Origin of the sequence: Methylobacter sp., from assembly GCF_023227905.1 — a bacterium.
Taxonomy (GTDB): Bacteria; Pseudomonadota; Gammaproteobacteria; order Methylococcales; family Methylomonadaceae; genus Methylobacter_A.
The window spans coordinates 58622-71767 of sequence record NZ_JALOCF010000007.1; the positions used below are offsets into that span (position 1 = coordinate 58622).

The following is a 13146-nucleotide window of genomic DNA, read 5'->3' on the forward strand; positions in this document are numbered from 1 at the left end:
AGGTTTTTACTATGCTATTTGGCAATCCCGCTTTATTTAGCATTGTTAATGCACAACGCATCGCAAGCCTCCTCATAAAAATGTCGCCACCGAAACAATCTATCGCCGCTCTTCCTTATTTTACAGACAGTGCGGAACTATTTTCCGCCTATGCGGATAAAGCTTGGGCTGTTTTTCTGGATAGCGGCTTCCCCACCAGCACTCAGGGCCGGTACGATATTATTGCGGCTGAGCCGGTGTGTACTTTGGTCACGCACGGCGAAATCACCGAGATAACCTGCAACGGTGTGACTGCCCAATCAGCTGAAAATCCGTTTGATTTGGTCAAACAGCAGCTTCGTCAGTTTCCAGGTTTTAAACTGAGTGAGGATTTGCCTTTCAACGGCGGAGCCATCGGCTATTTTTCCTATGATTTAGCCCGTCGGCTGGAAGCGCTACCGGCTATGGCCGAAGATGAAGAGCATATCGCCGAAATGGCGGTAGGGATATACGAGTGGGCCGTCATCGTCGATCATCACCGGCAAGAAAGCTATCTGGTAGGGCATTGCGACCGGCAAAAATGGCAAGGTTTGATCAACCAGTTCAGCCAGGTGCCGGCCAGACCGGATTATCACGCCTTTAAGGTCGTCGGCGAGATCAAGTCCAATATGGACAAAAACACTTATTTTCACGGCTTTGACCGGATCAAGCATTATCTCAAGGAAGGCGATTGTTATCAGGTTAACCTGGCCCAGCGGTTTGTTGCAGAGTGCGAGGGCGATCCGTGGACAGCCTACCAAACTTTGCGCAAATTAAACGCAGCCCCGTTCAGCTGCTATCTCAATCTGCCTGAAGTGCAGATTTTAAGTTCATCTCCTGAGCGTTTCTTAAAGCTCACTGACGGCATGGTCGAGACCAAGCCCATTAAAGGCACACGGCCAAGAAAATCCGATTATGCCGAAGACCAGCAGCAGATAAAAGAGCTGGAAGCCAGCAGTAAAGATCGGGCCGAAAACCTGATGATCGTTGATTTACTGCGCAACGACATCAGTAAAACCTGCAAGAGCGGTTCGGTTAAAGTACCACTTTTGTTTGATATAGAAAGCTATGCCACCGTCCATCATCTGGTCAGCACGGTAACCGGTGTGCTTGCGGATGACCAGCATGCACTCGACTTATTAAAAAGTTGCTTTCCGGGCGGGTCGATTACCGGAGCACCGAAAATCCGGGCCATGGAAATCATCGAGGAGCTCGAGCCCAACCGGCGCGGTGTTTATTGCGGGGCTATTGGCTACATCGGTTTCAACGGCAACATGGATACCAATATCGCGATCAGGACACTGGTGCATTCGGAAAACACCATCCGTTTCTGGGCGGGCGGCGGCATTGTCAATGATTCCGTAGCAGAAGACGAATATCAGGAAAGCTTTGACAAAGCCGCGGCCATGCTCGATTTGCTGCGGCAATTTACGGCAAAGTAATGCACAACTTAACTGCCACGGATGACATTGTTGCATTGTTCCCACGCTCCGGCATCACTGCCATTAAGTTAAATCTAAATGATTTAGGCGGGAGTGCAGGCTTTGCCTGCCAAAGCCCTGAACATCATATCTTTACAGTAAAGCAAGCACCAAAAGTAGGCGCATTAGGCGAAGCTTGCACTCCTGCGTACTACTTTAACTTAATGGCAGTAATGCTCCAGCACCGCGTTTGGCGACTTCACTGTATGGACGTAACATGATTATTATCAAACTGGGCGGCAGCCTGTCCCGCACGGATAGCCTCATCAATTGCCTGAATGCGGTCGAGAAAAACTATCGGGGCAGGGCGGCGGTTATCGTCCCCGGCGGCGGCGCGTTTGCTGATCAAGTCAGGCTGGCGCAACAACACTGGCAATTTGACGATCATACCGCGCACCACATGGCTTTGTTGGCCATGCAGCAAATGGCCTTGATGTTTAAAGGGCTCAAGCCGGATTTTGTTATTACTCATACCGTCGGGGCGATTCAAGCTCAGCTAGACCGGAAACAAGTCGTTATCTGGTCGCCGGATATAAGCGAACTTGATAACGCCGGCATAAAGGCAAGCTGGGACATAACCTCGGATAGCCTCGCGGCATGGCTGGCGAAGACCCTTTCGGTAACCGAACTGATCCTTATAAAGTCGGCTGTTATTGATACCAATCTGAGCTTACACCAACTCGCCGAACAACAAATAGTCGATGAAGCCTTTTGCGATTTTGTCGCGCAAGCTGCGTTTAAAACTCGCATTGTTAATGCGCAAAGCTGGGCTGAATAACCCGGCCGTATCATTCATCCAAGGCAACTCATGTTAAAAGTCTGGCAAAAAACCTGCGTAAAAATAGCCGACTGGTTCCCGTTGTGGGTTGTCATCGGTTGTTTGTGGGCGTGGTGGCAACCGCAAGCTTGGCTATGGTTTCAGCCTTACATTACCATCGGGCTGAGCGTGATCATGTTAGGCATGGGCCTGACCCTGCGGCTGGCCGATTTTTCAGAAATCTTGCGCATGCCGAAGATTGTCGCCATTGGCGTTTTGATGCAGTTCATCATCATGCCCTCGGCAGCCTGGTTTTGGGCCAAAACACTGAATCTGGAAGCGGATTTGGCGATAGGCTTGATATTGGTCGGTTCCTGTCCCGGCGGCACCGCGTCGAATGTCATCTGCTATCTGGCACGTGCCAATGTGGCTTTGAGCGTATTGTTGACGATGTGTTCCACATTGGCGGCGGTAGTCATGACGCCATTGCTGACGAAATGGCTGGCGGGCGCCTATTTGCCGGTTGACGGTTGGGGCTTGTTTCGCTCAATGGTTGAAGTGGTATTGATCCCGTTGATAGCTGGCTTGTTGATCAACACTGCATTGGATCGTGTCCAGCAGCATAAACGTCATGCCGTACGCGCCGTCGTCAATACAGTCGGCCCTTTAGTCAGCGTCACAGTGATTATGTTGGTGGTCAGTAGTATTGTGGCGGGTAATAAAATAACGATAGCGCTGGCCGGGCCGAAATTGTTCGGTTCAGTTTTTCTACTGCATGCCACAGGCTTTGCCTTAGGCTATGTGGTGATGAAATGGCTGGGTTACGGCAAGGCGGAATGCCGCACAGTATCCATCGAAGTGGGCATGCAAAACAGTGGATTGGGCGCAGCGCTGGCTAAAACGCATTTTGCCGACATGGCGATGGCTCCCGTCCCGGCCGCGATTTCGGCGGTATTCCATTGTCTGATCGGTAGCGCGGTGGCGGGCGTTTGGGGTAGAAAAAGGTAGATACCGCCTTTGAGCAGATGCGGCCGAATTATAATTCTATACGTTCCATCAAATAGCATAAGCAATCCTGCCTGATTACGCGCTCATCTAAGGTCAGCATCGAAGGCATAGCCGGGCGGTTAAGTATCAATTGTTGCGCATCGTTGCTGAAAAATCGGCTGGTCACATCTTCGCCTTGTTCGTTCTTGGCAATCACCGGAAGACGGCCATGATTGGTTTTTCCCAAGACAGTACCGGCTGAAATGTCGGTAAAATTCATCCGTTCCAAATCATGGTTTAAAAACAGGTCGGCAGTTTCTTCGCTGAAACTGAATGTGGCATCGTCGGCAATTGTGACTTGAGCGGCAGTGTGATAAATATCGATATCCTGTTTGGCAATACGATGGGAAGGAATTTCCGCCAGATGCAGGCAGCTGTCGAGAAGCTCAAACGCATGTTCAGTGCCATATTCTTGACCGGGGCGGCCGCATTCCAAGGTCACGGCCGGACAAAACTCAGCGAAAGCCGCGGATTGCGTCCCTTTCGGGTGGGTGAAATGCACCAGTAGCCGCCCGAATAGCGCACCCAGCTGTAAAAAATCGTTATCCAGCTTGTTTACGCAGGCATAGTGCGGGTTCAAGCCGGTGTTATTATGGATATCGATACTGGCAAACAGCTTGCGTTGGCGCATGGCCGCGACGATTTGTTCCGTGATCTGCCGTTCAGGCGACTCAGGTAATGCCGTGCCGGGCCAGACCCGGTTGAAATCGGGTTGCCCATCCAATCGGCGTAAATTCAAGCGCGCCGCCTGGGTGTTGCCGAAAAAAAAACTGACCGGCCGGGGCAAGATTTGCCGATGGTATTTTTGCAATAAGCGTTGCAGGGCTAAAAAGCCGGTCGGTTCATTGCCGTGCAATAGCACAGAAACAAACAGCGTATCGGGTCGTTTGCCGGGAAGATGGAAAAGCGCAGGTTGCGGAATTAATTGATGCAGGTTTTCGGCCGAACTATCAAGCAAACCCGCAGGCAAGTCAGTGAACTGTTGAAGAGTGTTGATCAAGGTATTTCCCATTCGCCGACCGGTCGGTTACGGCGTTGATTATCTAAATAGCAGCGGGTCAAAGCGACAAAATCGCCTGGGTATTTTTGCATAAAACGGCGTTGCCAGATACTGCCGTTTTGCAGGCTCACAACCCGTTGGCGAATGATGTCTAAGTACAGATTGATGTCCGGTTGATTAATGTGCAGCGATTTTAGCCCCAAGGCTGCGCGCGGCAACAGCTCATTTTTCAAAAGGCTGGGCAAGCGCTGCTTTTGCTCATCAAACCAGACAATATGCGCCTCCAAGCCATAGCGGGCAGCTTGGTAGAAATTGTCCTTGGCTTGAGAAAAAGCTAACAATGGACTTTGTTGTGTTTGCAGTTCTTCGCACAGATTTTGGCAAAGGCCATAGAAAAACGCAGCATTGGCAATGGCGTCAATCACTGTCGGTCCTGCGGAAGGCGTGCGCTGCTCGATGCGGATATGCGGCGTGCCGTCGTCATCAAAACCGATCAACGGCCGGTTCCAACGCCAGATTGTGCCGTTATGCAGGCGTAAATATTGAAAACATTCCGGTTCGGTATCAAAACATTCCGGCAGTATGATGGGGAAATGTGCCAGATTCTCAGCGAAACACTCAAAAATGGAATGGCGGGCAAAATCCGAACCAAAACCCACTCGCCATAACGGCCCTTGCGCTACGCCACCCAATCCCCCGATGCCAACCGCTTGTTCAAATATCGGAATCCGCGAGTCGTGCCATAGGTCCTTGCCAAACACAAACGGCGCATTGGCACATAAAGCGACCATCGGTGCGGAAGCAAGAATTGAGGCATTGTAATAAAAATGGGCAAGGCTCAAAGGGCATTGCAAATGCAATTGAAACGAAGTCGCCGCCGCTTCCAGCATCACGTCGTGATGATCGACTCTCAGATGCTCGTGGCCTTGAATGTCCAGATGAATCGGCCTGTTGCGTGTTTTCAGGATTTGCTCATTGAGTGCCCGGTAACGGTTCATATCCGACAAATTGCCAAGATGAAGATCATCCAGCCGAAGCGTGGGCAAAGAGCCGATCATCAATAGATGGAGCTGCATTTTTCGGGCATGTTGCTCGGCTTGCTGCCAAGTGCCGAGCAAACCATTATTCAGCTGGATCAGCGCATTGCCCGCTAAAGGAATAGGCGGCGTATTGAACTCAACATTAAATTTGGCCAGTTCGGCGCTCGCTAATGGGTTGTTGAAGGATGATAGATAGCTTGCATTGCATGGCGCAGGGCGCATGTCATCACCCAGTAACCATGCCTCGATTTCAAAACCGGCAATGGGGCCGTGCTCTGAGCATGCGCCTTTCGTTATCAATTGTTCCAGTAGCTGGGTTTCTATTGCCAAGCGCTGCCGGAAGAGCTCGAAATCAGCTGGTTGGTAAAACTCGGTATGAACTTCTTGACCCATGATAATTCTCCCGGATAACAAACGTAGCTTTAAGCACGGCGTAAATTATGCTGTCAGGATAATCACAGTTGGGGGTGGTATCAAGCGATAGGTTTAATACGGAAATATTGGGCTTCATTTGCAACCGGCATCTGCTCCTGCGTTGCCTGCATGGACAGATTTTGCTCCTCGGCAATTGCTCCTGCATTGTTAAGCTAAATTACTAAGCTACAGATATTCAAAAAATCTATAAGGTAGGGTACGCATCGAGTACAGTTTTCAAAGTTTCCGTTAATTTGAATCCACAAAAATGGTACGCGATGCGTGTCCTACAGGGCATTATTCGATTTTTTCACTGAAGCGCCAAGATTCACTGTGTGAAAATAAAACCGTTTATAAAGACAGGACTGATCGGTATTTTTGCTACAAAAAATTGCTTAATGTGTAGCTAAGTCTCCTCTGATGCGCTTTCGCAAATAAAGTTAAGTCAATGTCCGCAACGATCTATTAATGGTTGAAACATAGGTTTTATTGTTTAGTAGAGTCATTAGGCGAGTTTTTAGACTCGCTGGTTGTTTTGTCATTTTGTTTTATCAGACGGTAAAACGTATTGGTATCTGTGTAACCGGAATGGTAGTCGTAGACCGATATATCATCATCTACGACTAACTTAATTTCAGTATTATTTTTAGCATCCCCTCTGGAATCGGCAAAAACGGGCGTTGCAAGACCCGAAGCAAAAATTGCCAATACGCAAATTTTTACTTTTTTATCGAATGTATCCATAGTGATCACCTCTGTAAGTTAATCAGTGAATCTTGGCGTTTAAGAGATTACCAGATTGCCTAACATATTAATATTACAGAAATATGACAATTTTAATAAAATAAATATCAATTAAAATCAATAGTCTATGGGTAATGCGGAGCGATTAAAAGAATAATGAAGCTAAGCAACTGCTACAGGTTGAGCACTGTGAAGTGTTGTAGGGTAGTTTCGCTCCAGCAAACCGCCACATGAAAATTCAACGGAGATAAACAGAAAAATTTCGGTTTGAAAAGACTGAGTAGGAAGATTTAAAGCGCCGTTCATGGTGGGGATTGCTGTGCGAAATCGGCTTACAGCCTTGGCGGCTGCCAAAGTTCTGTTGCGTTTCGCTGGGCCGTAGGTGCGATTAGCGCAGTAGTAGGGTACGCATCGCGTACCGTTTTCAAAGTTTCCCGTTAAACCGAATCCCAAAAAATGGTTACCCTACAGGGCTTATTACATCCATTCTGGAACATAAGCTCATACCGTGCGTAATTACTTTTAACATAAGGTTTCTGGATAAATGTGTTATTAATTGAAAGAAGCTATTCAGCAGCCGGCCGGAGAGCGTACGGATGCCAAAAGCAGGTGCGTCTTGTCTTATGCTGAAACCTTCGGCTCTGGACAATGATTAAAAATTAGACTAGATTCCTTTCATCAACTAACTATAGGCGGGGGGATTATGAAAAAATTGACCAGCTTGTTTGTTCTAGTATCGTTAATCTCTTGCTCCACGGTAGCACCCTCGCGAAACGTCGAGGAAGTACAGCCTGGCTTTGTAATGATGGATGTCCTGTTTTACCGGCCCGTGGGTTTGATCGCGACAGTTGTTGGTACCGGATTATATGTCGGGATAAGCCCCTTTACGGCCCTGGCTTCCATACCTGAACCACACGATGCGTTTGTCAAAACCGGCAAGATTCTCGTTCTCTCGCCCGCCAACTATACTTTTGTGAGGCCATTAGGTGACCGAAGCTTTCCTTATAAGTTGCCGCGGTATAAACATAGTCTGGTTGAAAGCCAGAGTGACGCCCAAACCTCTACTATGGCTGTGAAACCCGTGCCAGGCCCCGTACCTCCCAAAGCACCAGCAGTGCAGCCGCCGCGTTATCCCTGATGCGGGCTAATAAAGGACAGCCTCATCAGGTTTTATAACTCCCACGCATTATTCATAAAACCGCTTCAAATACTCCCCGGTATGCGAAGCTTTATTTTCGGAAACCTGCTTAGGCGTGCCTTCTGCAACCAACGTTCCACCGCCGTCACCGCCTTCGGGTCCCATGTCGATGATCCAGTCCGCGGTTTTTATGACATCCAGGTTGTGCTCGATGACAATCACGGTATTGCCGTGATCGCGCAGGGTGTGCAACACGTTCAGCAATTGCTTGATGTCATGGAAATGCAGGCCGGTGGTCGGTTCATCCAGTATATACAGGGTCTTGCCGGTGTCGCGTTTGGACAGTTCTTTGGCGAGCTTGACGCGTTGCGCTTCGCCGCCGGACAGCGTGGTCGCGTTTTGGCCCAGGGTGATGTAACTCAGGCCGACTTCAACCAATGTATGCAGCTTGCGGGCCAGCACCGGCACCGGGCTGAAAAAATCGGCCGCGTCTTCGACGGTCATGTCCAGCACTTCATGGATGGTTTTTCCTTTGTAGCGTATCTCCAGCGTTTCGCGGTTATAACGTTTGCCGTGGCAACTGTCGCAATTGACGAAAATATCCGGCAAGAAATGCATCTCGACTTTAATCACACCGTCGCCTTTGCAGGCTTCACAGCGGCCGCCTTTGACGTTAAAGCTGAACCGGCCGGGCGAATAACCGCGCGATCTTGCTTCGGGCGTCGCTGAAAACAATTCGCGTATCGGCGTGAACAGGCCGGTGTAAGTGGCCGGATTCGATCTGGGCGTACGGCCAATCGGGCTTTGGTCGATATCGACGACTTTATCGAAATGTTCCAGGCCTTCTATTGCATCGCAGGGAGCGGGAATGACGCCGGCACGGTTGATTAACCGCGCCGCATGACAGTACAAAGTGTCGTTGATCAGCGTCGATTTGCCGGAACCGGATACGCCGGTTATGCAGGTCAGCAAGCCGATCGGGAATGAAATGTCGACATTTTTCAGGTTGTTGCCGCGGGCATTGCGGATGACAATCTGTTTGTCTTTATCGACGGGCGTCAGTTTTTCGGGCACGGTAATGCCGACTTTTCCCGATAAATATTGACCGGTCAGTGAGGCAGGAGTATTGATGATGTCTTCCAGTGTGCCTTGGGCGATGATCTGGCCGCCATGTACCCCGGCGCCGGGGCCTATATCGACAATATGCTGAGCCGAGCGGATTGCGTCTTCGTCATGCTCGACCACGATCACGGTATTGCCGAGGTCGCGCAGCCGGAACAGAGTGTTTAGCAAGCGTTGGTTGTCGCGTTGGTGCAAGCCTATCGACGGCTCATCCAACACATACATCACGCCGACCAGCCCCGCGCCGATCTGGCTGGCAAGGCGGATGCGCTGCGCTTCGCCGCCGGAAAGGGTGTCCGCGCTACGGTCCAGCGTTAAGTAGTCGAGGCCGACATTGACTAAAAACTCCAGCCGCTCCTGGATTTCCTTGACAATTTTTATCGCGACTTCACCGCGTTTACCGGGTAAATGAAGATGCGCAAAAAAGTCCAGGGATTTGCGGATCGGGAAACGGGTCAGGTGGTGCAGCGGCAAATCTTCGACAAACACGTTTCTGGCGGAAACATTCAGCCTCGCGCCCTCGCAATCGTTACACGGTTTTTGGGATAGATATTTGGCCAGTTCATCGCGCACCAGTTGCGAATCGGTTTCGTGATAACGCCGGTCCATGTTGGCGACGATGCCTTCAAAGGTGTGGCGTCTTTTTTTGACCGAGCCGGTTCCGGTCATGAATTTGAATTCAATCGTTTCGTGGCCGCTGCCGTATAGAATGATGTCCTGGTGTTTCTTGGACAGTTCCGAGAACGGCGCTTCCGGGTCGAAGCTATAATGCCGGGCCAATGAGCAGATCAGTTGGTAATAATAGGCGTTGCGCCGGTCCCAGCCTCGAATCGCGCCCCCGGCCAGGCTGATGTCGGGGTTGTGGATAATCAGTTCGGGATCGAAATGCTGACGTACACCTAGCCCGTCGCAACTGCCGCATGCGCCCTTGGGGTTGTTGAACGAGAAAATTCGCGGTTCCAGTTCGGACAGGCTGTAGCCGCAATGAGGGCAGGCGTAGCGCTCGGAAAACATCAATTCGGTCGCGTCATCGATGCAGGCGGCGATCGCGATGCCGTCGGCAATGCGTAGAGCCGTTTCAAAAGATTCGGATAAGCGCAAGGCGATATCTTCGCGAATCTTGAAACGGTCGACGATGACTTCAATGGTATGTTTCTTTTTCAAATCCAGCGTTGGCGTCTCGTCCAGGTCGTACACCGTGCCGTCGATACGGGCGCGGATGAAGCCTTGGGCGCGCAGGTCATCGAGCAACTGGATATACTCGCCCTTGCGGTCGTTGACCACCGGAGCCAGCAGCATCCAACGCTGATCCTGAGGTTGCGAGAGTACATGGTCAACCATCTGGCTGACGGTTTGCGCTTCCAGTGAAACCTGGTGTTCAGGGCAACGCGGCGTACCTGCACGGGCATAGAGCAGTCTTAAATAATCGTAGATTTCGGTGATGGTGCCGACGGTGGAGCGTGGATTGTGCGAGGTGGATTTTTGTTCGATGGAAATAGCCGGGGACAAGCCTTCTATATGGTCGACATCGGGCTTTTCCATCATCGACAAGAACTGGCGGGCGTAAGTGGACAACGATTCCACATAGCGCCGTTGGCCTTCGGCATAAATGGTGTCGAAAGCGAGCGACGATTTACCCGAACCGGACAGTCCTGTGATAATAATGAGTTGATCCCTGGGTAGGTCAAGATCGATGTTTTTCAGGTTATGGGTTCTGGCGCCACGAATGCTGATCGTATCCATTAATTAAGTCCGGCAATTTCAACAACTCTATAATATACGTTCAAAGTTATCCTAATACAAACAACGCACTTCGCTACATTCTTACTATTAACCGTTTAAATAATGATCGCCACATTAAATTCATTCATATTCCAATACATCAAATTTATAGAAATGCTTGGCGTGCTGATGCGCATTTTCAGCTTTTCGCTGGTCAGTTGGCTGGGGCCGGAAAGTCCGTTTCTGTTCGTCTGGGCTTTTAATACCACCGATGCGGTGATTCTTTCCTGGTGCTCCATACTCAAAAAGGATAACGCCTATACCTTGCTGAACGTGTTCTGGATTATGGTCGGCGTTATCGGCATGGTTAGGGCCAGTCAAATTTCAGTCATTGATTTTAAAACCGCCGGGCTGCAATTCTTAACGCAGGTCATGGCGCTGGTTAGTTAAGCGGCAATTCAAGCACAATTGAGCAAATGCGCTGAACAAAGCTTGTTATAATGCACGGCATAAAATAGTGAGATAAACCACTGAGTTAGTAGGGTACGCCTCGCGTACCTTTTACTGAGAATGAGAACAACGGTACGCGATGCGTACCCTACATTTTTTAAAATTCTGGTCAAAAAGGAGAAGCTGGTTTTGACAACAATGCAGGACATTACGAGTTCGATGACATCATCGGAAAAACGCGCCACATGGTCGTTGGCAGGCATTTACGCTTTGCGGATGCTGGGGTTATTTATGATTTTGCCGGTGTTATCTTTATTCGCCGAGCAGCTTGAGGGTTCAACGCCTGCACTGATCGGCCTGGCGATGAGTATTTACGGATTGCCCCAGGTTCTGTTGCAAATCCCCTTTGGTCTGATGTCTGACCGCTTCGGCCGTAAAAAAATCATTATCATCGGCTTGGTGCTGTTTTTTATCGGTAGCGTGATTGCGGCGCTGTCGACCAGCATTTACGGGGTTCTGGCGGGCAGGGCTTTTCAGGGCGCAGGTGCGGTTTCGGCGGTTATCATGGCGCTGGTGGCCGATCTGACGCAGGAAGTTCACCGCACCAAGGCCATGGCGATTATCGGAATCAGCATCGGCGGATCGTTTGGCGTCGGCATTGTCGCCGGGCCTATTATTTCCGGATTCGGCGGAGTGCAGGGTGTTTTTGGCGTCACTGCGGTGCTTACGCTCCTGGCTATTTTAGCGATTATTTATATCGTTCCGAACCCCCAGCAATCCAAATTGCACCGGGATGCGGAGTTCGTTCCTGAAGAAGCGATGCAGGTGCTGAAAAATCCTGATTTATTGCGCCTGAATTACGGCATTTTTACCTTGCACCTGATTTTAATGGCTATCTTTGTGGTGGTTCCTTCGTTGATGCGTAACGCTGGATTAGTAGCCGGACATGAATGGCAGGTTTATTTGCCCGTTTTCGCGATTTCAATGGCATTCGCGGTGCCGTTCATTATCCTGGCGGAAAAGAAACGCAAGATGAAGCAGGTGTTTTTGGGAGCCATCGCGGTGTTGGTGTTGGCTGAACTGGGCTTATCGGCCGTTCATCAAAATTTGCTCGGAATTATAGGCTTTTTGTGGCTGTTTTTTTGCGGCTTCAACCTGCTGGAAGCAACCCTGCCTTCCTTAATATCCAAGACAGCGCCAGCTGACTTGAAAGGCACGGCAATGGGCGCTTATTCAAGCTCGCAGTTCATGGGGCTTTTTATGGGCGGGCTGGTCGGCGGCTGGTTTAACGGCGAATTCGGGGTTACCGCGGTGTTTTTATTCTGCGCCGCCGCCGCATTCAGCTGGCTGGCGGTATCCTTATGGATGAAGCCGCCGCGGTATGTGGCAAATCTGCTTATTTCGCTAGAAAAGCTCAGTGAGCAAGGCGCCAATGAGTTTGTTGCCGAAACGCTTAAGATCAGCGGCGTAGAGGATGTTACCTTGCATTATGAAGAGGGCTTGGTTTATCTTAAGGTTGATAATCAGAAACTTGATAAAGGCCAATTACAACGTCTGGTCACTCAGTACGTCAATGCGTAACCGCGCAAATAATGAGGAGAAATAGATGCTTAATAAAGTGATGTTAATAGGAAGGCTTGGCGCCGACCCTGAGGTTCGTTATATGCCAAGCGGCGGCGCTGTTACGACATTGAGTCTGGCGACTTCCAGGCGTTGGAAAGACCGGCAAACCGGCGAACGCCGCGAAGAAACCGAATGGCATAGGGTGGTGATGTTTAATCGCTTAGCCGAAATCGCCGGGGAATACCTGAAAAAAGGTAGCCAAGCCTACATTGAAGGCCATATTCGTACGCGCAAATGGCAGGCTCAAGACGGTCAGGATCGCTATACTACCGAAATTGTTGCCGACTCCATGAACATGCTGGACAGCCGTAGCGGCGGTACTTCCGATTTTGGCGGCGAACAGCCGCAGGGCGGGTACTCGAAGCCTGCCGCTCAGCCTCAGCAACCGGCGCCGCAAAGCAGCCCCGGTTCAATGCCGCCACCGCCAAATTATGACGATTTCGATGATGACATTCCGTTCTAGGAGTCACCTAAGACTGATTCTGTAAAGAATATAAAAAGCCACTGTTATCAGTGGCTTTTTTGTTTGGAGAGCTGCTGGTATGTCTGTTTAGATTGATAAGTGTTTGATAAGTTGTGGCAGTCAATAG

General features: G+C 50.1%; 11 protein-coding genes. 7 read left to right on the forward strand and 4 right to left on the reverse strand.

Going from position 1 to position 13146, the window contains the following annotated elements; genetic code table 11:
• The first annotated feature begins 80 nt into the window (after positions 1-80).
• Genes pabB through M0R47_RS04730 form a run of 4 tightly spaced genes read left to right on the forward strand, consistent with a single transcriptional unit; the run spans position 81 to position 3264 of the window.
• Positions 81-1460 carry an aminodeoxychorismate synthase component I gene (pabB, locus tag M0R47_RS04715; RefSeq protein ID WP_292551005.1) on the forward strand — a complete coding sequence of 460 codons (1380 nt, stop codon included), beginning with the start codon at positions 81-83 and terminating at the stop codon, positions 1458-1460.
• A complete protein-coding gene (locus tag M0R47_RS04720; RefSeq protein ID WP_292551008.1) occupies positions 1460-1720 on the forward strand; it encodes a hypothetical protein in 261 nt (86 codons plus the stop codon). The genes pabB and M0R47_RS04720 overlap by 1 nt, the downstream gene beginning before the upstream one ends.
• Complete coding sequence (locus tag M0R47_RS04725; protein ID WP_292551011.1) at positions 1717-2277, forward strand: uridylate kinase; 561 nt, start codon at positions 1717-1719, stop codon at positions 2275-2277. Before M0R47_RS04720 ends, M0R47_RS04725 begins: the two co-directional genes overlap by 4 nt.
• Positions 2278-2307: 30 nt before the next feature.
• A complete protein-coding gene (locus M0R47_RS04730) occupies positions 2308-3264 on the forward strand; it encodes a bile acid:sodium symporter family protein (RefSeq protein ID WP_292551014.1) in 957 nt (318 codons plus the stop codon).
• A 28-nt stretch (positions 3265-3292) separates the two neighbouring features.
• Here the strand turns inward: M0R47_RS04730 and M0R47_RS04735 are convergent, their stop codons facing one another.
• From M0R47_RS04735 to uvrA, 4 genes are all read right to left on the reverse strand, one after another.
• On the reverse strand, positions 3293-4303 hold the full coding sequence (locus M0R47_RS04735; protein WP_366513168.1) for a M14 family metallopeptidase: 1011 nt from the start codon (positions 4301-4303) through the stop codon (positions 3293-3295).
• On the reverse strand, positions 4300-5736 hold the full coding sequence (locus tag M0R47_RS04740) for a glutamate--cysteine ligase (protein WP_292551019.1): 1437 nt from the start codon (positions 5734-5736) through the stop codon (positions 4300-4302). Before M0R47_RS04740 ends, M0R47_RS04735 begins: the two co-directional genes overlap by 4 nt.
• Positions 5737-6243: 507 nt before the next feature.
• Entirely contained in the window at positions 6244-6501 is a 258-nt protein-coding gene (locus tag M0R47_RS04745) for a hypothetical protein (RefSeq protein ID WP_292551022.1), read from the reverse strand.
• Positions 6502-7687: 1186 nt separating this feature from the next.
• Positions 7688-10504, reverse strand: a complete 2817-nt coding sequence (gene uvrA / locus M0R47_RS04750; RefSeq protein ID WP_292551025.1) for an excinuclease ABC subunit UvrA — start codon at positions 10502-10504, stop codon at positions 7688-7690.
• A 102-nt stretch (positions 10505-10606) separates the two neighbouring features.
• Here uvrA and M0R47_RS04755 point away from each other — a divergent pair, with 102 nt between their 5' ends.
• The 3 genes from M0R47_RS04755 (at position 10607) to M0R47_RS04765 (ending at position 13019) form a co-directional block, all read left to right on the forward strand.
• Complete coding sequence (locus tag M0R47_RS04755) at positions 10607-10933, forward strand: hypothetical protein (RefSeq protein WP_292551028.1); 327 nt, start codon at positions 10607-10609, stop codon at positions 10931-10933.
• 198 nt (positions 10934-11131) lie between these two features.
• Positions 11132-12514: an MFS transporter gene (locus M0R47_RS04760; protein WP_292551138.1), complete on the forward strand. Its 1383-nt coding sequence runs from the start codon at positions 11132-11134 to the stop codon at positions 12512-12514.
• Positions 12515-12539: 25 nt separating this feature from the next.
• Positions 12540-13019: a single-stranded DNA-binding protein gene (locus M0R47_RS04765; protein ID WP_292551030.1), complete on the forward strand. Its 480-nt coding sequence runs from the start codon at positions 12540-12542 to the stop codon at positions 13017-13019.
• Positions 13020-13146 lie beyond the last annotated feature (127 nt).